Source organism: Stenomitos frigidus ULC18, assembly GCF_003003795.1.
Taxonomy (GTDB): Bacteria; Cyanobacteriota; Cyanobacteriia; order Leptolyngbyales; family Leptolyngbyaceae; genus Stenomitos; species Stenomitos frigidus_A.
The window spans coordinates 1-19,873 of record NZ_PVWK01000121.1 but is presented as its reverse complement, the minus strand read 5'-3'; the positions used below and the strand labels follow the sequence as shown (position 1 = coordinate 19,873).

At 50.4% G+C, this 19,873-nt stretch carries 20 protein-coding genes; 13 read left to right on the top strand and 7 right to left on the bottom strand.

The window, feature by feature from the left end; genetic code table 11:
• The first annotated feature begins 8 nt into the window (after positions 1 to 8).
• Positions 9 to 734 carry a class I SAM-dependent methyltransferase gene (locus tag C7B82_RS21965; protein ID WP_106258611.1) on the top strand — a complete coding sequence of 242 codons (726 nt, stop codon included), beginning with the start codon at positions 9 to 11 and terminating at the stop codon, positions 732 to 734.
• 140 nt (positions 735 to 874) lie between these two features.
• On the opposite strand, the gene C7B82_RS21960 is transcribed toward C7B82_RS21965, so the two are convergent.
• Together C7B82_RS21960 and rpaB are read right to left on the bottom strand one after the other, a co-directional pair.
• Positions 875 to 2,071: a cysteine desulfurase family protein gene (locus C7B82_RS21960; protein ID WP_106258695.1), complete on the bottom strand. Its 1,197-nt coding sequence runs from the start codon at positions 2,069 to 2,071 to the stop codon at positions 875 to 877.
• 73 nt (positions 2,072 to 2,144) lie between these two features.
• Positions 2,145 to 2,876, bottom strand: coding sequence for a response regulator transcription factor RpaB (rpaB, locus tag C7B82_RS21955; RefSeq protein WP_181357608.1), 732 nt, complete (start codon positions 2,874 to 2,876; stop codon positions 2,145 to 2,147).
• A 199-nt stretch (positions 2,877 to 3,075) separates the two neighbouring features.
• On the opposite strand from rpaB, the gene radA reads away from it, so the two are divergent.
• From radA to C7B82_RS21920, 7 genes are all read left to right on the top strand, one after another.
• On the top strand, positions 3,076 to 4,689 hold the full coding sequence (gene radA / locus C7B82_RS21950) for a DNA repair protein RadA (protein WP_106258608.1): 1,614 nt from the start codon (positions 3,076 to 3,078) through the stop codon (positions 4,687 to 4,689).
• 44 nt (positions 4,690 to 4,733) lie between these two features.
• On the top strand, positions 4,734 to 4,955 hold the full coding sequence (locus C7B82_RS21945; protein WP_106258606.1) for a hypothetical protein: 222 nt from the start codon (positions 4,734 to 4,736) through the stop codon (positions 4,953 to 4,955).
• A 119-nt stretch (positions 4,956 to 5,074) separates the two neighbouring features.
• Entirely contained in the window at positions 5,075 to 5,542 is a 468-nt protein-coding gene (locus C7B82_RS21940; RefSeq protein WP_106258605.1) for a DUF2141 domain-containing protein, read from the top strand.
• Between the two features lie 96 nt (positions 5,543 to 5,638).
• On the top strand, positions 5,639 to 6,361 hold the full coding sequence (nfi, locus tag C7B82_RS21935; protein WP_106258603.1) for a deoxyribonuclease V: 723 nt from the start codon (positions 5,639 to 5,641) through the stop codon (positions 6,359 to 6,361).
• A gap of 121 nt (positions 6,362 to 6,482) precedes the next feature.
• Positions 6,483 to 8,456, top strand: a complete 1,974-nt coding sequence (locus tag C7B82_RS21930; protein WP_106258601.1) for a glycoside hydrolase family 10-like protein — start codon at positions 6,483 to 6,485, stop codon at positions 8,454 to 8,456.
• A 197-nt stretch (positions 8,457 to 8,653) separates the two neighbouring features.
• On the top strand, positions 8,654 to 9,655 hold the full coding sequence (locus C7B82_RS21925; RefSeq protein ID WP_219904632.1) for a DNA cytosine methyltransferase: 1,002 nt from the start codon (positions 8,654 to 8,656) through the stop codon (positions 9,653 to 9,655).
• Complete coding sequence (locus C7B82_RS21920; protein ID WP_106258598.1) at positions 9,645 to 10,643, top strand: restriction endonuclease; 999 nt, start codon at positions 9,645 to 9,647, stop codon at positions 10,641 to 10,643. The genes C7B82_RS21925 and C7B82_RS21920 overlap by 11 nt, the downstream gene beginning before the upstream one ends.
• A gap of 407 nt (positions 10,644 to 11,050) precedes the next feature.
• On the opposite strand, the gene C7B82_RS21910 is transcribed toward C7B82_RS21920, so the two are convergent.
• Both C7B82_RS21910 and C7B82_RS21905 read right to left on the bottom strand, forming a co-directional pair.
• A complete protein-coding gene (locus tag C7B82_RS21910; protein ID WP_106258596.1) occupies positions 11,051 to 11,287 on the bottom strand; it encodes a type II toxin-antitoxin system Phd/YefM family antitoxin in 237 nt (78 codons plus the stop codon).
• A 59-nt stretch (positions 11,288 to 11,346) separates the two neighbouring features.
• Positions 11,347 to 12,219, bottom strand: a complete 873-nt coding sequence (locus C7B82_RS21905) for an S-methyl-5'-thioadenosine phosphorylase (protein WP_106258594.1) — start codon at positions 12,217 to 12,219, stop codon at positions 11,347 to 11,349.
• A gap of 120 nt (positions 12,220 to 12,339) precedes the next feature.
• Here C7B82_RS21905 and C7B82_RS21900 point away from each other — a divergent pair, with 120 nt between their 5' ends.
• From C7B82_RS21900 to C7B82_RS21890, 3 genes are all read left to right on the top strand, one after another.
• Positions 12,340 to 13,008, top strand: a complete 669-nt coding sequence (locus C7B82_RS21900; RefSeq protein ID WP_245940041.1) for an endonuclease III domain-containing protein — start codon at positions 12,340 to 12,342, stop codon at positions 13,006 to 13,008.
• Between the two features lie 99 nt (positions 13,009 to 13,107).
• The gene (locus C7B82_RS21895; protein ID WP_106258593.1) at positions 13,108 to 13,812 is read left to right on the top strand and encodes an exonuclease; all 705 of its coding nucleotides are present in this window, start codon (positions 13,108 to 13,110) and stop codon (positions 13,810 to 13,812) included.
• A gap of 59 nt (positions 13,813 to 13,871) precedes the next feature.
• Positions 13,872 to 14,243: an MGMT family protein gene (locus C7B82_RS21890; RefSeq protein WP_106258591.1), complete on the top strand. Its 372-nt coding sequence runs from the start codon at positions 13,872 to 13,874 to the stop codon at positions 14,241 to 14,243.
• A 50-nt stretch (positions 14,244 to 14,293) separates the two neighbouring features.
• Here C7B82_RS21890 and C7B82_RS21885 read toward each other — a convergent pair whose 3' ends face one another.
• Positions 14,294 to 15,259 carry a ferritin-like domain-containing protein gene (locus C7B82_RS21885; protein WP_106258590.1) on the bottom strand — a complete coding sequence of 322 codons (966 nt, stop codon included), beginning with the start codon at positions 15,257 to 15,259 and terminating at the stop codon, positions 14,294 to 14,296.
• A 116-nt stretch (positions 15,260 to 15,375) separates the two neighbouring features.
• Between C7B82_RS21885 and C7B82_RS21880 the strand changes: the two genes are divergently transcribed.
• A complete protein-coding gene (locus C7B82_RS21880) occupies positions 15,376 to 15,759 on the top strand; it encodes a hypothetical protein (RefSeq protein ID WP_106258588.1) in 384 nt (127 codons plus the stop codon).
• 23 nt (positions 15,760 to 15,782) lie between these two features.
• On the opposite strand, the gene argS is transcribed toward C7B82_RS21880, so the two are convergent.
• A complete protein-coding gene (gene argS, locus C7B82_RS21875) occupies positions 15,783 to 17,543 on the bottom strand; it encodes an arginine--tRNA ligase (protein WP_106258586.1) in 1,761 nt (586 codons plus the stop codon).
• 407 nt (positions 17,544 to 17,950) lie between these two features.
• Between argS and C7B82_RS21870 the strand changes: the two genes are divergently transcribed.
• Positions 17,951 to 18,805, top strand: coding sequence for a C39 family peptidase (locus tag C7B82_RS21870; RefSeq protein ID WP_106258585.1), 855 nt, complete (start codon positions 17,951 to 17,953; stop codon positions 18,803 to 18,805).
• A gap of 30 nt (positions 18,806 to 18,835) precedes the next feature.
• Here the strand turns inward: C7B82_RS21870 and nadC are convergent, their stop codons facing one another.
• Positions 18,836 to 19,696, bottom strand: a complete 861-nt coding sequence (gene nadC / locus C7B82_RS21865) for a carboxylating nicotinate-nucleotide diphosphorylase (RefSeq protein WP_106258583.1) — start codon at positions 19,694 to 19,696, stop codon at positions 18,836 to 18,838.
• Positions 19,697 to 19,873: the final 177 nt, after the last annotated feature.

The window sequence follows — 19,873 nt, the reverse complement described above, 5'->3', positions numbered from 1 at the left end:
GAGCTTTTATGCCTAAAAATGCCTACACATCTCAAATTGTTACTGATTACGAAACGTTGGAACCTGGAGAAACCGATAGTTGGAATCCTCTCGGAAATGAGTATGAGCTAGCCTATCGTCTTGCTGTCTTTTATGCGCTGACCCAGGCATTGGAGATGAGCCAGATTTCACTTCGCGATCTCAAAGTCTTAGATCTTGGCTGTGGAAATGGTCGAAGTACTCGGATGTATATTGATTTAGGGCTTTCCCCAAGACAGCTTACGGGTCTAGATCTACGGCCAGGTACAATTGAGCTTGCAAAAAAGTTGAACCCCGGAATTTCCTATTTAGCCTATGATGGCGAAACGATTCCATTCCCGTCTCACAGTTTCAATTGGATCTCGGTAACAACTGTCTTTTCATCCATTAAAGGTGAGGAATGCCGCAGACATATAGTTGAGCAGATTTACCAGGCTCTTCCTCCAGGAGGCTATGTATTCTATTTCGATTTGAGGCTGATCAATTGGTTTGCAGGTATTGGCCCTGTTCGACCCTTGCAACTCTTTTCCAAGTTTGATCGAGTATGGTACTACCCTGTTAAGCACATGGATTTTATTCCACTTGACAAGCAATTTAGAAAAGTAAGTCAAGTGTTTAGATCAGGAGATATAAAACAGTTTCGGTCAACAATACTCAGTCTGCCTGCTCGCTTTTTACAGTTTTCTCATGAAGCCTTGCTTGTTCAAAAAAGATAACCGGTCTTTCCTGGGGGCTGAACTGATCAAGGAGCGCTCCAAGCAAAGAAAGCTTGGAAACCGCGATCGCTGAATTTTTCTGAGACAATCGAAAAAGATTCCTGCTCGACCGTTAGAGAACCCATACGCGATCGTAATCATCAGTAAGACAGTCTGGAGAGAGAGAGTTCTGGTGTGAGTCGAGATAGCACTTGCTTGAGTACCATTACTGTCCAATCGATATCAGCTTCAGTTGTCTGTTTCCCCAGCGTCAGGCGGATGCCCGCTTTGGCCGCGCGATCGCTGTAACCCATTGCCTGCAAGATCGGGCTGGGAGACAGCTTGCCGCTATGGCAGGCAGACCCAGCGCTGATGCCAATGCCAGCGAGATTCATTTGGCGCACCAGCGTTTTACCGTTGAGTGTCTCGCCGTCTGCCTTTTGGAGATAAAAACTGGTGTGGTGCGGTAGGCGATGCCATAGTGTCTCTTTCAACGTTGCGCCACTGATACCCGTTGGCAGCAATCCAGGCACATCGGCTAATTGCTCAAACAGTTGGTTTCGCAAGCGTATCAAGCGGGGTGTTTCGATCGTCATTTCCTGCGCCGCTAATTCAGCTGCAACCCCAAAACCCGCGATCGCCGGTACAGCCTGCGTTCCCGATCTCAGCTTGGCTTCTTGACCGCCTCCACCGACGAGCGGCAACAGTGTGACACCCGGTCGCACGTACAGCGCCCCTGCACCCTGCGGTCCGTAAAGCTTATGGCTGGACAACGACAGTAGATCGACGGGTAATTGCTGCACATCGACGGGGAGCCGACCAACAACCTGCACGGCATCGGTATGAAACAGGGCACCGTGAGCACGGGCGATCGTCCCCAGTGCTTGAATGGGCTGTAACGTGCCGACCTCGCTCTGACCGTAGATGATCGACACCAGAACTGTGTTGGCTTGCAGCGCTGCCCGGAGATCCAGGGGATTGACCCGTCCCTGAGTATCTACAGGCAAGCGGGTCACGTCCCAACCCAATTGCTCTAGCCAGCATACAGGCTCAGCGATTGCCGAATGCTCCACACTGGAAATAATTACATGCTGTGGTGTGGCATATTGACGCACCACTCCCATCACAGCCAAGTTGTCTGCTTCGGTGCCACCAGCGGTAAAAACGATCGCTTCAGCAGGCGCATTTAGCAATCGTGCAACCTGCACCCTGGCACGTTCCACCACGATCGCAGCGCGCTGTCCCCACGCATGGAGGCTAGAGGGATTTCCCCATTCATCGATCAAAGCAGCTTGCATTGCCGCGATCGCTTCCGGTCGCGTGGGCGTGGTGGCGCTGTAGTCCAAATAAATTTGCATGGGCACCCCAGCATTAGACGTTCCTTCCTCCAGCATACAAGCCCAGGCATACAAGCCTATCGCTCGTCTGGTCTTATTCGGTCTCGCCGGGTTCAAGAATGCGCTGGAAGAGGTAGCCCGTGCCACGAGCCGTCAGTATGAGTTCGGGATTGCTGGGGTCATCTTCGAGTTTGGCGCGGAGGCGAGAAATATGCACATCCACAACGCGTGTATCAACGTGACATTCAGGCGTGTAGCCCCAGACTTCTTGCAGAATTTCTGAGCGTGAGAAGGCTTCTCCAGAGCGGCTGACCAGCAGTTCCAGTAAGCTAAACTCCATCCCTGTTAAACGGATGCGCTCATCGCCTTTGTAAACCTGGCGCTTGTTGGTGTCGATGCGAATGCTGTTGATGTGGATGACACCAGAGCTGGGAATGCCTGTAGTGCCTGTTTTCTCGACGCGTCGGAGGACCGAACGAATGCGCGCTTCCAGTTCTTTAGGCGAAAAGGGTTTGACGACGTAATCATCGGCACCCAGCTCTAACCCGGTGATGCGATCGGCAACGTCGCCCAGGGCCGTTAACATGATGATGGGCACATCCGATTCTTTCCGTAGCTCCTGGCAAACCCCATAACCATCGAGCTTGGGCATCATGACATCCAGCACCACAAGGTCAGGATCGGCATTACGAAAGGTGTCGAGCGCTTCTTCACCATCAGCGGCTGTCACCACGTCGTAGCCAATCATTGAGAGGCGCGTTTCTAAGATGCGGCGAATGCTTGCTTCGTCATCAACTACTAATATCTTTTCTTTGTGATTTTCCAAGTTGATAGACTCCTTAAGCTAATTTTAGAATCATTAATTTCTGTACTTTATCATTAAAGATAGTACCCAAAGATAGTAGCCGATGCAGCCCAGTTTGAACCGCTAAAATTCTCTCCCTCAAAGCGCTTCAGACTTTCTTAATATTTAGCTTGTTAGCGCGATCGTTTCTGAACATACTCTTAACATCTCATCATCAAACATGCCCAAATTGCGATCGCACTACGTTTGTAACCAATGTGGTGCAGAGTCTTCTCAATACTTTGGAAAATGCCCCGCCTGCAATAGCTGGAACTCACTCGAAGAACAGGTTGCACCCGTCACAAACACAGCCGCCCGTCCCGGTGCTGCTCGCCTCGGTGGGCGCTCTAGTAGCACTTGCCAAACACCTGCTCAACCCAAAGCGGCCCTGACGCTGGCGCAAATCTCCGATCATCCCCAAGCCCGTTTGTCTTCAGGCTATAGCGAACTCGATCGTGTCCTCGGTGGCGGCATCGTCCCCGGTTCCCTGGTGCTGATTGGTGGCGATCCAGGCATTGGCAAATCCACCCTGCTGCTACAAACCGCCAATCGACTCTCTCAAACCTATCGCACTCTCTACGTTTGTGCCGAAGAGTCTGCCCAGCAAGTGAAGTTGAGGGCGCAGCGGTTGGGGGTGGGGGAGGAGAGGGGAGGAGAGGGGAGAGGGGAGAGGGGAGAGCAAAGGGAGCAGCGGGGGCAGAGAAGCAGGGGAGAGGAGTTAGCAGCGGTCAGCGGTCAGGAATCAGACGCGGCTCGGAACTCAAAACTCAAAACGCTTCCCGACACCCGACACCCGATACCCGACACCCCATCTTCCCAACTCTACCTTTTGCCCGAAACCGACCTCGACACTATCCTCGCCGAGTTGGAGTCGCTGAAGCCTCATGTAGCAGTGATTGACAGTATTCAGGCGCTGTACTTCAGTGCGTTGTCGTCGGCTCCGGGGTCAGTGGCGCAGGTGCGGGAATGTACGTCGGTGCTGATGCAGATGGCGAAGCGGCAGAATATTACGCTCTTTATTGTAGGGCATGTGACGAAGGAAGGGGCGATCGCGGGACCCAAGGTGCTGGAACATCTGGTGGATACGGTGCTGTACTTTGAGGGCGATCGCTTCGCCAGCCATCGATTGCTGCGATCGGTGAAAAATCGCTTTGGGGCAACTCACGAAATTGGTGTGTTTGAGATGGTGGATCAGGGCTTGCAGGAAGTACTCAATCCATCGGAACTCTTTTTAGGCAATCGGGATGAGTTCTCGTCGGGTAGCGCAACGATCGTTGCTTGCGAAGGGACACGCCCGATTGTCGTTGAGTTGCAAGCGCTGGTGAGTCCGACCAGCTACAGTTCACCTCGACGATCGACGACTGGAATTGAATATAATCGACTCCTGCAAATTCTGGCAGTGTTAGAAAAGCGCGTGGGGATTCCCCTTTCTAAACTGGATGCCTATGTTGCATCGTCCGGTGGCTTGAGTGTGGGAGAACCTGCCGCTGATTTGGGCGTGGCGATCGCGGTGGTAGCGAGCTTCCGCGATCGGGTGGTTGATCCACGGATGGTGCTAATTGGCGAAGTGGGTTTGGGTGGACAAGTACGTCCGGTTTCGCAAATGGAGCTACGGCTAAAGGAAGCGGCGAAATTGGGCTTCAAGCAGGCGATCGTCCCCAAAGGTCAGGTGCTACCGGATCTTGGCATTGAGGTTTTTCCCGTTGCCAGAGTCGTGGATGCGATTGCGATCGCCCTGGCAGGCAAGAAGGCTACTAATGAGTCCACAGATCAAACTGATGATGAAACGGATTAATGGCAAGACCGCCTAAAATGGGTCTATCTTGAGCCGGTAACGCTATGACCGATCAATCATCCTCACTAGAACAAACCGTCGCCCATCATAACGCTGCGATTGCCCAGATTAACGAAATCCTGCTGCTGATTGCCCGACGACAGCAAGAAACCGTTCAGATTCAACAGGAAAATGCTCAGCAAATTGCCGCCAATGCTCAAGCCATTGCTGAGTTAAGAGCAACCCTTCAGGATCGGTACGGTGGGAACGGACAGCGAGGAGAGTAACAACCAAGCTGACGCAGAAACCGGGTTTCTCCATGAGCAATTGTCGTTTGAGTATGTAAGTTGCATCCAGAAACCCGGTTTCTTTCAAGAAGGTGTCTTTGAGGGTGAAGAGAATCGGCATGTTTGAGTTAAAAATTAGAATAGACGCGATCGCCCTACTAACACTTTCCAGCCTGATACTGGCACCGATCGCAAGCGCTGAACTTAAAAGCAACTTGACCATTGAAATTGATGGCTTGAAAAATCAGAAAGGTGAACTCTGCTTCAAGCTTTTCTCCAGCAGTTTCGACTTTCCTGACAACGATAAGAATGCCGTCGTACGTCGATGCATCAAGATTACCGAAGATCCGCTCAAAATCACGCTCAAAGATGTTGCATCGGGTAGCTATGCCATTGCTGTCTTTCAAGATCTGAATGGCGATCGCGTCCTCAACCGCAACACTAAGGGCATCCCCACCGAAGGCTACGGCTTCTCCAACAATCCCATCACTCGCCAAGATCTCACCCGCTATGGCGACTGCGTCTTCCTTCTGGCAGGTGCGACTGAAACCATCAAAATTAAGATTAAGTACCCACCCCCAAAGTAGCCCATTCACCCGACACCTTGTATCTTTCGCCTTTCTTCCTCTGCTTCCCCTGCCTCCCCCTCACTCCTCCCCCCTCACTCCTCCCCTCTTTCCCCCATGCACATCATCCAACGCCACGAATGGGTGCTAACGGCAGAAGAGGCAACCGCTATTCAGCAATCACTCCGCAAGGATATTGTGACGATCGATGACTTCAGCACGATTCGTCATGTTGCGGGTGTCGATGTGGGCTTTGAGTGCGATGGCACTGTGACTCGTGCCGCGATCGCCGTGCTCAATCTGGACGATTTGCAAGTGCAGGATCGGGCGATCGCCCGTCGCCCCACGACCTTTCCCTACATTCCCGGCTTCCTTTCCTTTCGGGAAGTGCCTGCGGTGCTGGATGCGCTGGCAAAGATTACGGTGATTCCAGACTTGCTGCTGTGTGATGGTCAGGGTATCGCTCACCCTCGTCGTTTTGGGATTGCCTGCCATATCGGGCTTTTAGCAAATGTGCCTGCGATCGGCGTGGCAAAATCTCTGCTGGTGGGCAAACATGCCGAGTTGGCGGACGATCGTGGCAGTTGGCAACCGCTGATTCACAAAGGCGAAACCATTGGTGCGGCGTTGAGAACGCGTCCCGGCACCAAACCGCTGTATATTTCCCCGGGACATCGGGTGAGTCTCGAAACGGCGATCGCGTATGTCATGCGCTGCACCACCAAATACCGGCTACCGGAAACGACTCGCCATGCTCACAAGTTGGCATCGGGTCCAGCGATCGACCAGCCAGCACCGCCAGATGAATCATCGCCGCAACAGATGTCTCTAGATTTGTAGTAGAAACCGGGTTTCTGAAAACAACCTGCTTGTTTAAACAGCATCGTCTTGTAAGAAACCCGGTTTCTGTGAAGGTTTCTGCGCAAGCTTTGGAGGATAATGAACTCAAAAATTGCTGCGTATGGTCGCTTCTTCTGGTTTCCCTGATACTCAAACCCATTGGGCGCGTCCCTTTATTGAAGGGTTGGCGCAACGCAACATCATGCGCGGCTTTGAAGATGGGTCGTTTCGTCCCGAACGCGCGATGAGTCGGGCAGAGTTTGCCTCTGTTTTGCAAGCGGCGTTTAGCCCGTCTGCTACCCGTCCCTACGTGCCGTTTGTTGATGTACCGACAACTCATTGGGCAGCCGGTGCCATTCGTAGATCGTACGAAGGTGGCTTTTTAACCGGCTATCCGGGACAGCAGTTCCGCCCGAATGAAAACATTCCGAGAGTGCAGGCATTGTCAGCGTTAATCGGTGGGCTGGGTTTGCCGTCGGAGTCTTCTGTGACACTAGCAGAGCTTTATCAAGACAGTGCTCAGATTGCGGGTTGGGCGATCGACGCGATCGCGGCAGCCACGGCGAACGAAATCGTCGTTAACCATCCTGATTTGCGCCGACTGCGACCCACCCAACCTGCTACTCGCGCTGAAATTGCCGCCTTTGTCTATCAATGTTTGGTTGCGCTAGGGAAGGCACCTGCGATCGACTCCAGCGCGATCGTGCCATGGGTGAAAACAGTAAGCGTGTCGCACACACGAGAATTTCGTGCTGCCTGGGTTGCCTGTGTTTGGAATGGCGATTTTCCCTCTAAGGCAGGGCTTTCCACTCAGCAGCAGCAGGCAGAACTGATCGGCATTCTGGATCGCATGCAGGCGTTGAACTTGAATGCGCTGATCTTACAGGTGCGCCCCGAAGGCGATGCGCTTTACCGATCGTCGCTGGAACCCTGGAGTTTCTGGCTGACGGGCACACAGGGCAAAGCACCAGACCCGTTTTATGATCCCCTGGAGTTTGCGATCGCTCAAGCCCATCAGCGCAATATTGAACTGCACGCCTGGTTTAATCCCTACCGCGCCCGCACGTCTGAACGCATCGTCAATGTCAGCCCGCATATGGCGGTGACGAACCCCGATGTGGTGTACCGCTGGGATAAGCAGCTTTGGATGGACCCTGGCGCAAAGGTGGTGCAAGACCGCACCACGAATGTCATTCTCGATGTGGTGCGTCGGTACGATGTGGATGGCATTCATCTGGATGATTATTTTTACCCGTACCCGATCGCCGGACAAACCTTCCCCGATGACAAAACCTATCAGGCGTACAAAACGGGTGGTGGTTCGCTGTCTCTGGCAGACTGGCGACGAGACAATGTGAATCGCCTCATTCAACGTCTTTTTACGAGCATTCGTGCCGCAAAACCACACGTCAAATTTGGCATCAGCCCGTTTGGTATTTATCGTCCTGGTCAGCCGCCGCAAATCCAGGGACTGGATGCCTACAACCAGCTTTATGCCGATTCCCTCAAATGGTTGCAGGAAGGTTGGGTGGATTACCTTTCGCCTCAGCTTTACTGGCGGATTGATGCGACGGCACAAAGCTATCCCATCTTGCTGCGCTGGTGGACGGACAACAACCCCAAACAGCGACATCTTTACCCTGGTAACAATTTGGGTGCCTTGAGCGGCAACCAGTGGGATCTGTCCGAAATTCTGAACCAGATTGACCTGACTCGGCAGCTCACACCTCAACTGGCACTGGGCAACGTGTTTTTTAGCGCAAAAGCACTAACGGCAAATCATCAAGGGATTGGCGATCGCTTCCGCACAGAAACCTACGCCAACCGCGCCCTTCCTCCTTCTATGCCCTGGCTGACCTCAACGCCACCCGCTAACCCCACTGGCGTTCACGCTAGCAACGGGACGCTGATCTGGAATGCCTCCACCCAAGACATTCGCGGCTGGTCACTCTACCAGCAAAACGGTACAAACTGGACATTGCAACAGATTCTTCCCGTTGCAACGACAAAAACTACCCTGCCGTCAGGAACCTATGCTTTGTGTGCTGTGGGGCGATCGGCTGTAGAAAGTAAAGGTGTTGTGGTGAAGGTGTGAAGGGGCGATCGCTATGTTTGGGTAAAGAATAGCATTCATAAAAAATCGCGATTCTGTAAGTATTTAGCTTTCTAAGGAGGGTCGCTCTTGAGCGTATAAATAAATGATGGTTTTGCCCCCTGACTCACTTTTTGTACTATTATCGCCTCTATTAAGTAAGGTGGGTTCAGTTAAGTAGCATGTTGAACGACGTAGGGATGGGTAAGCCGAGCTTTGCTGATGTTTTACCATTGAGTGGTTCGCGGCAAGTGCAAAGAGTGCTTCGCATTAAACCAGCGCGAGCAAGCGTCGTTTCTCTTTTCTCTGGTTGCGGCGGTATGGATTTAGGTATATCTGGCGGGTTTAGATTTTTAGATAAATGGTATAAACGCCTCGCTTTCGATATTGTGTGGGCAAATGACATCAATGAGTTTGCTTGCAGAAGTTACAAGCATAATCTTGGTAAAGAAATAGTTTGTGGTGATATTTGGGATCTAATGAGTACTATGCCTAAGACTGCTGACGTAATTGTTGGTGGCTTTCCTTGTCAAGATATATCTGTAAATGGTAAACAGGCTGGTGTTGGCGGTAGTAGAAGTGGGCTTTACAAAGCAATGGTTGAAGCAGTACGAAGGCTAGAACCAAAAATATTTGTAGCCGAAAATGTGAAAGGACTGCTTATGAAAAATAACAAAGTGTCTTTGGAAAAAGTTATATCAGACTTTTCAAGCATTGGCTACAAAGTTGATTACAAACTCTATCACGCAGCAGACTTTGGAGTTCCTCAAACTAGAGATAGAGTTTTTATTATAGGAACACAACCAGGAATAAATTTTGAGCCTCCAAAGGCAGTTCTTTCAAAAAGTGAGCATATTACAGCTCAACAGGCGATAGCTGACTTAGAGAAAATGCCAGAGGATGAATCAGTAAATCATATTTGGAGCAAAGCAAACCGAAGCCCCGAGCAAGGCGACAGATGCTTGAAAGCCGACAGACCAGGCTACACAATACGCGCAGAATGCCACGGGAACATACAGTTCCACTACAATCAAACAAGGAGAATTTCTATGCGGGAGGCGGCACGTATTCAGTCTTTTCCGGATAAGTTTATTTTTCAGTCTAAGCTTCGAGAAACAGAGAGGCAAATCGGTAATGCTGTTCCGCCCGTTCTATCATGGCATATTGGCAAGGCTGTACTTGCTGCACTAAATGAACATTGATGAATTCGAGGCTGTCATATCAGAAGTTACAGCTCGACTAAATCAAACAATAATGACAAGTGGCAAGTTTACATCCTCAAAGCAATTTGAGGACGAAGTTAGGAATGCGCTTGCGTCGATGGGTCTAACCATTAACTATGAACCTCATCCTCATATCTTCCCTGATATACCACTAGGTGAGTTTGGTATAGAGGTTAAATTTACAACAAACGATACATGGAGAAGCATCGCAAACAGCATATTTGAAGGTATGCGCGATTTATCTGTTGAGCATATTTACTTAATTTTTGGGAAAATGGGAGGTGAGCCAGAAGTTAGATGGGGGAGGTATGACGACTGCGTTATGCATGTCAGAACCTCACATGTTCCAAGATTTGAGGTCGAGATGACTGCGGAAGAAAGCCTGTTTGAGCGGATGGGGACTACCTATGCAGCTTTCTCCAAAGCTTCAGACGAACAAAAAATGACCCATGTAAGGGCTTACGCAAGAAAACGTCTTAAGCGAGGGGAGCGACTGTGGTGGCTTGAGGAAAAAGAAGAACAAGAACACTCTTTGCCTCTTCAGGTCAAGATCTATATGAACCTTGATCAGAAAGAGAAGCGTCAACTTCGTGCTGAGGCAGCTATACTATGCCCTCAAATAGTAAAGCCATCGCGGGCTAAAGATAAATACTCAGATGCTGTAAGTTATATGCTCACTTATAGAGGTGTTCTCTGTCCGCAAGCTCGTGATCTGTTTTCTGCTGGTAGCGTTGCATTAAGAGCAGACGGTTCTAGAGGAGGGAATTATCTCAAGAGAGCACTTGCTGATATAGAAAATGAAATGCGAATTGCTGCTGTAACTCTTGAAGATGCACTTTTTGAGGAATATTGGGGAAGGATTGTGCCTAGCGAAGAACGAATTTCTACTTGGTTAGTTATGGCTGATAACTATGCAAGAAATTGGATTCCTTCTGAAGAGTTGTTTTTGGATCAAACCTCTGAGTGAGGTTTCGCTTATTAAATGAACATTCCGTTGGAAAGAAGTGAGTGCTCTTTAATATAGTTTGAGTTAATATCAGTTTGTGAGAAGTCGCAGCTAGGTCAAATGGGTGATCGCTCGACAAACACCCCTTATTATTCTGCGAGGATCTATGCGATCGATTGAGCAGCTAACCGAAGAACTTCTCGCTCTCCCTCATGCATCCAGGACGCTTCTGGCAGAAAAGCTCGTTGGAAGCCTGGAATTTGATACCGATTCAGGCGTTCATAATCAGGAAAATTCTCTTGTGCTAGAACGGGGAAACTTATCTCCCCTTCCGGGGGATTGCTCAGAGTCAACAACCATCAGGAGATCTTGATCCTGATGAGAACTACACTAACTACCTCACCGAGAAGTATCGGTAATGCGAGTTCTCATTGACACAGCAAAACATAGTCCTCAAAATCCTCCAAGGGCGCATCAAAATCGTCAGATAGGCTCACCAAGCCCTTTGCGCTGCCAAACTTAGGACGAGGTTTTGCAGTATTAAGCTGCACAATCTGAAACGATGTACCATCGCTACGTGTAATCACAACTTCTTCACCGCTAGCGACTTCTTCAATGAGTGCTGCCAGTTGGGAAGCCTCCTCCTTGAGATTAACCTGGTGCATATTTTGCCTCCAACAGCTTTTCAGGTTGCCCAATTGTTTATTGCTTACTCTGCTATTCCTTAAAGATACTTTTTGAGTAGCAAATTCAGCTTTTCCTTTGTTGCAGCCGAAACTTTATCCAGCGGCGTGAGAATCGCGTACTTAAGTGCTGAATGAGCATCCGATGTAGGCGGATTTTCGCTGAGGCGACGCACGGTTTCTTGAATCACTTTTTGAGCATTGACGGCATTGCGCTGAAGATTGGCAATGACGAGATCGACGGTCACGCTGTCGTGGTCGGGGTGCCAGCAGTCGTAGTCAGTGACCAGCGCTAAGGTGGCGTAGGCAATCTCTGCCTCTCTCGCCAGCTTTGCCTCTGGCAGATTCGTCATGCCGATGATGGTTGCATCCCAACTGCGATACAGGTTGGATTCGGCTTTAGTCGAAAAGGCAGGACCTTCCATGCAGACGTAGGTGCCGCCGCGATGCAGGGTGACATCGGTAAGATTGAGGCTGGCGACTGCATCAGCGAGAACGCCTGCCAGATTGTGACAGACGGGATCGCCAAAGGCAATGTGGGCAACGATGCCATCGCCAAAGAAGGTGGAAACGCGGTTTTTGGTACGATCGATAAACTGATCGGGTACCACCATATCCAATGGCTTGGCTTCTTGCTTGAGTGACCCAACGGCTGAAGCGGAGATTAGATACTGCACGCCCAAGCTTTTCATCGCATAGATATTGGCGCGAAACGGCAGTTCTGAGGGTGTGAGATGGTGGTTTCTGCCATGCCGTGCTAGAAAGGCCACCCGTGTGCCGTCGATCGTCCCCAAAATAATTGCATCAGAGGGTTTGCCAAAGGGAGTGTTGATCGTCACCTCTTCTACATCCTTCAGCGCCTCCATTTTGTAGAGTCCGCTGCCGCCAATAATGCCGATCGCTGCCTGAGACATGGTGAGTTCCTTACTGTGGTCGTAGATATTCTACCTGTTTGAGGAGGGATGAAGGATAAGGGATGAAGGCTGAATAATGGATGAACCTTTGCCTTGACTGAGACGTTTACTGGACTCACTGTGGATCAAAAACAACCATTCGAGATTGATCAGGCAATAGAACTGCTGCGGGATGCCGTACGTCCTTTTCCGAAAGCAGCGATGTTTGCGTTGGCAGAACTGGGCTACACATCACCGTTTGAGCAGCTCATTGCCTGTATTATCTCCATTCGCACGCGGGATGAAACCTCGCTTCCAGTTGCCATCAAGCTGCTCGATCGCGCCCGCACTCCAGTGGCAATGTTGCGCCTGACCACTGAAGAGATTGAAGATCTCATTCGTGACTCTACCTTCCACGAAACCAAGGCACCCCAAATTTGGGCGATCGCTCGTCAAATTGTCGATACCTATGGTGACGAGCTGCCGTGCGATTTCGATACGCTTGTCTCGTTTGCCGGCGTCGGCCCTAAATGCGCCAACCTCACGCTGGGCATTGCCTGCAAGCAACCGTCGATTAGCGTGGATATCCACGTCCATCGCGTGACCAACCGCTGGGGCTATGTGCAAACGCGCACACCCGAAAAAACGCTGAAAGCGCTAGAAGCAAAGTTACCCCAGCGCTACTGGATTGAAATCAACGAACGGTTAGTGCCCTTCGGCAAACACATTTGCACCGGAGAGCTACCGCGTTGCTCGACCTGTCCGCTGCTTGCAATGTGTCAGCAAGTGGGTGTGCAGTCTCATCGTTAGAGAGTGGGGAGTAGGGAGTAGTAAAAGGTTAACGTTGGGTGTCAGTAAAAGCAGTACAGAAAGACTACAATCCAGGCAGACTGTCATCATTGCAACGTCATGATTTCTGATTCTCAAGCGCTTCCTATGCTGAGTGCGAAACAAGAGCGGCAGAACGGTAGGCAATATTACGTGAACGATCGCGGCGATCGCTTGCCCAGTGTGAGCACAATTCTCAACGCGACGCGATCGCAGCAGCAGCGAGATGCCCTGGCTCATTGGAAAGAACGAGTCGGCGCAGAGGAAGCCACTCGCATTAGCAGCACTGCCAGTCGGCGCGGTACAGGCACTCACAAGCACGTGCAGCGCTATTTACAAGGCGAAGTCGTGACCTGTCCCGATGGGATCAAACCTTACTGGGAGAGCATCAAACCTGTTGTCCTGGCGATCGATGAGGTACGACTGCTCGAAGGGACTGTCTTTCATCATGATCTTGGCTATGCCGGAAAGGTCGATTGCGTTGCCAGTTATGACGGCGTTGCATGTCTCTGCGAATGGAAAACCGCCGATCGCCCCAAACATTCGCTTGAGCGCCTGAACGACTACCCCTTACAAGTCGTTGCCTATTGGGGAGCCGTGCAGCACACCTATCCAGACTACGATTTGAACTTGCACCATGCCCTGTTGGCGATCGCTATCCCCGATCTGCCCGCCGAAGTCTTTTGGTTTGATTTGGAAACTATTATGTACTACTGGCAGCAGTGGGAAGAACGAGTTGCCATCTTCTGGCGGCGGCAGGGGGGAAGAGAGAAGTATGAAGGCTAAAGTATGAAGGATAAAATGAGTCCTTAGCTTTTAGCCTTTATCTCTTTAGCCTTTCCTCCATGTCTTCCTACGAAGCTATCTACGCGATCGTGCAACAAATTCCCTACGGTCAGGTAGCAACCTATGGGCAGGTGGCAGAATTGGCAAACTTACCAGGACGGGCACGACTAGTAGGCTATGCACTGTTTCGTGTTGCGCCAGAAGCTGACATCCCCTGGCATCGAGTGATTAACTCAAAGGGAGAGATTTCGGAATCGCCTGTGCGGTATGGCAGCGATCATTTACAGCGATCGCTCCTCGAAGCCGAAGGCCTCCAGTTCAATGCTCAAGGACGCGTGAATCTACGCACCTACCGCTGGCAAGGGAAAATCGATGATGAGAAGGACAGTTTTGATATGACGTTCCCGAATTCCCCTGCTCAGAAGCCCTAGAACTGTAGATGTATCGGTTCTGGTTAACTCAAAACTCAAAACTCAAAACTCTATTCCCCGTCCGTTTTCTCTTCAAACAACCCTGCCAAATACTCCGGAGTCAGGCTATTGCTCCAACCCCACAAGCGTTGCAAGATGCAGGTGCATGTGTATGCAAAGGTTGCGCGGTTCGTCCAAGTCCAGTCTGGCCAGTGGAGGACTCCTGTCATGCGATGTAAGGTTCCAACAAGACTGCTGCGATCGCGGCTATAGGTTGGGCGACCGTTTGTCGTTTGCAACAAAGTGCGGCAAACCCAAAGTGGCGATGCTTCAGGATAGGCCCAGATGCCAAAACCCCAGAATTTGGTCATGTGGTTGATTTCGTCCTGCGTCAATTCTTCCAGGACGGTGCGTAAAGCTCCAGTCGTGTGTGCCATTAACCAGAGGTAGAGGCAAGTCGCACCATATTCGGTGGCAATGCGATGCAGACCGTGCCGATAGAGATCCAGACGAGGGCTATCAGATGGCTGGTACGATCGTGCTTCGCGGGGCGTTGGCGTAACTTTTTCGCCTGTTAGTTGAGCATAGATTTTGAGCAGAGATGGCGTATGCTGGCGCTCTTCTTTTTCCCACAAGCCTGGTTCCAGCAATGTACCGTTTGACGCGATCGTGCCTCCGACAAAGCGGGCAAGCTGGGGATGCAGCTCTTCTAGATATTGCCGACTGGTCTGTGTGTATTGCCGAATGGGGGCTTCAGTATCGATCGCTCCTACAAGAATCGCTAAAAAGACATTGGGATCAATGTCTACAATTTGGTGGCGCTCGATCGCGTGCCAATCGATCGGTTGCCAGGGACGTGGCTGTGGATTAGCAAATTGAATGGGTAAATCTTGCAGGCGATCGTGAAGATGTTCGTTTGAAAGATGGCGATCAATTAAAGCGCGAAGTTGGCGTTGCACTTGAACGTAGCCAGGATGAGAATCAGGCTGGATTGCGATTTCTCTCTCGTACCCTTTGTGCTGTGCTGTGTCAGTCATAGTTCTCACACCTGTGTCAAAGCGATGAATGTGAATTGGCTCCAGCTCCCCCTTTTGATGAACGGTTGTAGATACAGCAGTTGATCTAAGATCAAGGCGGTTCACTAAAATTCCGCATGAAAATTCTGCTTTTGCGTAGTTTGTTGAGTGTGTTTGCTGGTCTCATCACAACAGCCGTGAATGCTCAGGTCGCACCCACAAATTCTGGGAATACTGGTAACTTGCTTAGCCACCCATCGGGCACACGCATTTATCAGGGTGGCGCGATCGTTACCCCTACTGGAACGGTTGTTAATCCCAGCGTCACTATGCCAGGTGCAAATGGCTCCAACACCTATTACTACCCGGATGGCAGCCTTATCACCACGAATGGCAGGACGATTAATTCCTCTGGTAGTTTCCTGGTTCCTAACAGCCCCAACGGTGGGCTAGGAAACCCAACCATCAAACCAGTCCAGCCCTTTTCTACACCTAATCGCTTGAATCAGGGTTTAAAGTAGTTCGACTCCTGATTCCCAGGCTTCTACATTCGTTCCAGCACAGGAATACCGAGTAGAGAGAGTCCTAGCTTGAGCGATCGTGCTGTCAAATCAGCCAAAATCAGCCGCGAGGTTCGTAATGGTTCATCAGCATCCAAAATTGGACACTGCTCATAAAACCGATTGAACTTCTGACTCAGCTCAAACAGGTATTGGCAGAGCCGATTTGGCAACAGATCCTGATCAATCTGTGCCAGGATTTCATCCAGTTGCAGGAGGTGTTTTGCCAGCGTTAGCTCGGATTCATCTTTCAGCACGATCGCAGCATTAGCGCCCAACTGCTCAAAATCGATCTGACCTTTCCGGCTAATACCTTGCACGCGGACATAGGCATACAGCATGTAAGGAGCCGTATTCCCTTGCAGCGAGAGCATTTTGTCGTAGCTGAAGATGTAGTTACTAGTGCGATTCTGGCTTAAGTCTGCGTACTTAATCGCGCTAATGCCCGTTACTTGAGACGCATGGGCAATAAAGTCCGCCGTCTCTTGCCGCTCTTCTTCTTTCAGTCGCGCTTCAAGATCAGTGCGAGCATGGGCGATCGCTTCGTCTAGCAAATCCTGAAGTCGTACCGCTTCGCCCGATCGCGTCTTCAGTTTCTTGTTGTCTTCCCCCAGCACCAGTCCAAACGGTGCATGGATAAACTCCACTGCCTCTGTAATCCAGCCTGCCCGTCGTCCTACTTGAAAAATCTGGGCAAAGTGATTCGTTTGCTCCATCCCCACCGGATAGATAACCCGCTGTACTTTGTCCTCCTTCACTCGATAGCGAATCGCCGCCAGGTCGGTTGTGGCATAGTTGTAGCCACCATCCGACTTTTGTACAATCAGCGGTAGTGGCTTGCCTTCTTTATTCGTAAAGCCTTCCAGAAAGACGCACTGTGCGCCGTTATCCTCTACCAGTAATCCTGTTGCCTTTAAATCTTCAACCACACTTTCCAGTAGGGGATTGTAAAACGATTCCCCACGCTCAAGGACGTGGGCAATACCCATGAGGTCATAGATGACGCGATAGGAGCGGCTGGACAGTTCACACACAATTTTCCAGGCACGCAGCGTTTCCTCATCGCCTGCCTGAAGCTGCACCACGGACAACCGCGCCGCTTCACGAAATCCTTCGTTTGCATCAAACCGCTGTTTTGCCTGTCGATAAAACGTTGACAGGTCGCCCAAATCCAGGGACTCATTCGCTGTCAGTGCTTCTGGATAGGCTGCACGCAAGTAGGCAATCAACATCCCAAACGGAGTGCCCCAATCGCCGATGTGGCTAATGCGTAAGACATCATGCCCAATAAACTCTAGAATTCGGGCAATGCAGTCTCCGATAATGGCAGGACGCAAATGTCCCACATGCATCTCTTTCGCAATGTTGGGGCTAGGATAATCCACAATCACACGCTGAGGGTGGGCAATCGGTGCCACTCCTAGTCGCGGATCAGACTGAATGGCTTTGATCTGTGACTCTAAATAACTTGTTTTCAGCGTCAGATTAATAAAGCCAGGTCCCGCAACTGTTGGCGTTTCACACAGATCAGCCACGTCAAGCTGCTGCACAATCTCCTCAGCGATCGCTCGTGGTGCTTTACCAAGCGGCTTTGCTAACGACAGCGACACATTCGCCTGATAATCGCCAAACTTGGGATTGCTGGCAGGTACGAGAATGGGATCAGTGGCTCCATAAGCCGCACCAAAAGCGGCTGTTAATGCCTGTGCAAAACGATTTTTCAGTTGGGCGATCGTAGAATTCATAACAAACAAAACGTAATTCGAGTAGCAAATTTGGCAGTGTCCAATCCAGCGTACTCTTCTTGGATGCTCGATCGCAGCTTCTCAGACCATTTCCCCTTCTTTCACGACACAAGCTGCCAGTATCCTGAACCGTTATGATCAATCAGAAAAAGCTGCCATGCCATTGTTGCCTGGTGCGTAGAAATGGGAATTTTAAGCTCAGCGTTTCTGCTGACTTTGTGAACTTGTCGTCACTGCTTCGAGGCGACAGATCTTTAATTAGTGCTTAAAGAATACAAATGACTTCCTGATAATCTTAGAGCTATGAGCTAACTCAAGAGCGCAATCAGCGATCGTTTAGATTGATTGAACGATCGCAGTCAAGAGGCAGTCTTGGCGACTAACTAAGCCTACTAACATTTATCACTATGCTCAAAATCACTGTTAAAACCGATACATTTTTCAAAAAGCGCCTTTTAGGATCAAGCGATTTAGCTGATTCCGAAAAAGTCCTTGTCTCCAAAGGCAGCAGCTTTGCTGTGACTGAATCTGCGCCCGATCGCAACCAGCATCTTCTCTTGAAGCTAGCATCGCCGTTAACGGCTAAAGACGGCACCAGTAAATTACAGTCAGTTTATGCCTACGATCCTCACGTTAAGCTTGAGGGCGATGAACTCCCTCAGTTGGTGAAGCTGAACGTACCCTATGCCAGTCAGTTAGGCAATGAACAAATCGTCAGGGATGGTCAAATTTGGTACGACTGGCGGCAATGCAACACCACGAGCAACACCATGTTGGCAAACTACTTGCTCAAGGGCGAACTGACTACCAAAGCAAAAGAACAACGTCTTGCTGAACCAGAGTCCGTTTACATGCGTCTGGTTGCGAAATACGGCGACACAACTGATCACGATGCTCAAACGAAAGCCTTGAAAGATTTAGGCATTGAGTCCTATTTCAGCTACACCCTCTCCTCAAAAGATGTACTTCTGTCGCTTAAAGCAGAGATTCCAGTCATCGCTGGCTTTGCTTACAAGTCCTCTGGTCACATTTGCATCATCGTCGGGCACGATCCGGTCAATAAAGTTTGGTTGGTTCACGATCCCTACGGTACCCGTCACGGAGCAAGCAACAACTACGACATTGGTATTGGCGGTGCCTACGACACTTACACCTACGACACGATGCAAAGTATTTTTTGGGATCAGGGTGGTGAAGCTGGCTGGGGCAGAGTGGTCACTAGCATTAAAGGCAAACCTACAGGTCTTCTCACGGGACTTTGAGCGGCTGTGCAGTTGGAAAAAGCAGCTAGCTTACAGCCTCATACTTATATCTAGCCACGTCGATCGCGTCACTGGTGCACTGCTTGAAATGTAGTCCACCCCAGTCTCAGCTACCGAGCGAATGGTTTCTAGCGTGATATTGCCAGAAGCCTCAATCTTGATGCGATCATTCGTCTGGCGAATCAGAGCAACGGCCTGGTGCATGCGCTCAAGCGGCATATTATCCAACATGATGATATCGGCTCCATGCTGCAACGCTTCTTTAACTTGCTCCAAATTCTCTGTCTCGACCTCAATTGTCAAGGGATAAGGGATTGACGGGCGGATTTGCGCGATCGCTGCTCCAATCCCTCCAGCCGCTGCAATGTGATTGTCCTTGATCATCACACCGTCATCCAATCCCATGCGATGGTTGACTGCTCCACCAACCTGGGTTGCGTACTTTTCCAGCAAGCGTAGTCCTGGCGTCGTCTTGCGCGTATCCACCAACTGCGCAGGCAAATCGGCAATCTGCTCGACATACTTGCGGGCTAACGTCGCAATACCGCTCAATCGCATGGTTAAGTTGAGCGCAACTCGTTCGCCTGTCAGCAGAGTGTCTAGCGACCCTGTAATAGATGCGATCGTCTGTCCCTGCTCTGCAATGTCCCCCTCAGCGACCTTCGCATCAAAGCTAACCTGCCCATGCAGGAGAGAAAAAACGTTTGCCGCTATTGGTAGCCCAGCGATGACGCCAACTTCCTTTGCAATCCATGTTGCCTTGCCAGGGGGAGCATCCTGGGGAAAAAGCGAAGCGGTGGTGCGATCGCCTCTGCCAATATCCTCGCTCAGCCAACTCAGCAAGAGTGGCTGTAAAACGAACCACGATGGCAAAACTGCTTTAATGCTCACAATGTACTTGCTCTTAATCTCTACATCTTAGAGATTAACTCAACGCAAATAGCTGTAGGGAGGCGGTTTCAGCCTCACCAAAAAATCTTCAGCTTTTTGCTTGACACGCTTCTTGGTTTACCGTTATATTGGCTAAGCGGTCGAGAGGAAGTGAAGCGCAAGCGGAACGGACTTAAC

Excerpts from the sequence above, each read along its gene's own strand:
- C7B82_RS21965 (WP_106258611.1), top strand. The coding sequence starts at position 9 with ATGCCTAAAAATGCCTACACATCTCAAATTGTTACTGATTACGAAACG.
- C7B82_RS21960 (WP_106258695.1), bottom strand. The coding sequence starts at position 2,071 with ATGCAAATTTATTTGGACTACAGCGCCACCACGCCCACGCGACCGGAA.
- radA (WP_106258608.1), top strand. The coding sequence starts at position 3,076 with ATGCCCAAATTGCGATCGCACTACGTTTGTAACCAATGTGGTGCAGAG.
- C7B82_RS21945 (WP_106258606.1), top strand. The coding sequence starts at position 4,734 with ATGACCGATCAATCATCCTCACTAGAACAAACCGTCGCCCATCATAAC.
- C7B82_RS21940 (WP_106258605.1), top strand. The coding sequence starts at position 5,075 with ATGTTTGAGTTAAAAATTAGAATAGACGCGATCGCCCTACTAACACTT.
- nfi (WP_106258603.1), top strand. The coding sequence starts at position 5,639 with ATGCACATCATCCAACGCCACGAATGGGTGCTAACGGCAGAAGAGGCA.
- C7B82_RS21930 (WP_106258601.1), top strand. The coding sequence starts at position 6,483 with ATGGTCGCTTCTTCTGGTTTCCCTGATACTCAAACCCATTGGGCGCGT.
- C7B82_RS21925 (WP_219904632.1), top strand. The coding sequence starts at position 8,654 with ATGGGTAAGCCGAGCTTTGCTGATGTTTTACCATTGAGTGGTTCGCGG.
- C7B82_RS21920 (WP_106258598.1), top strand. The coding sequence starts at position 9,645 with ATGAACATTGATGAATTCGAGGCTGTCATATCAGAAGTTACAGCTCGA.
- C7B82_RS21910 (WP_106258596.1), bottom strand. The coding sequence starts at position 11,287 with ATGCACCAGGTTAATCTCAAGGAGGAGGCTTCCCAACTGGCAGCACTC.
- C7B82_RS21905 (WP_106258594.1), bottom strand. The coding sequence starts at position 12,219 with ATGTCTCAGGCAGCGATCGGCATTATTGGCGGCAGCGGACTCTACAAA.
- C7B82_RS21895 (WP_106258593.1), top strand. The coding sequence starts at position 13,108 with ATGATTTCTGATTCTCAAGCGCTTCCTATGCTGAGTGCGAAACAAGAG.
- C7B82_RS21890 (WP_106258591.1), top strand. The coding sequence starts at position 13,872 with ATGTCTTCCTACGAAGCTATCTACGCGATCGTGCAACAAATTCCCTAC.
- C7B82_RS21885 (WP_106258590.1), bottom strand. The coding sequence starts at position 15,259 with ATGACTGACACAGCACAGCACAAAGGGTACGAGAGAGAAATCGCAATC.
- C7B82_RS21880 (WP_106258588.1), top strand. The coding sequence starts at position 15,376 with ATGAAAATTCTGCTTTTGCGTAGTTTGTTGAGTGTGTTTGCTGGTCTC.
- argS (WP_106258586.1), bottom strand. The coding sequence starts at position 17,543 with ATGAATTCTACGATCGCCCAACTGAAAAATCGTTTTGCACAGGCATTA.
- C7B82_RS21870 (WP_106258585.1), top strand. The coding sequence starts at position 17,951 with ATGCTCAAAATCACTGTTAAAACCGATACATTTTTCAAAAAGCGCCTT.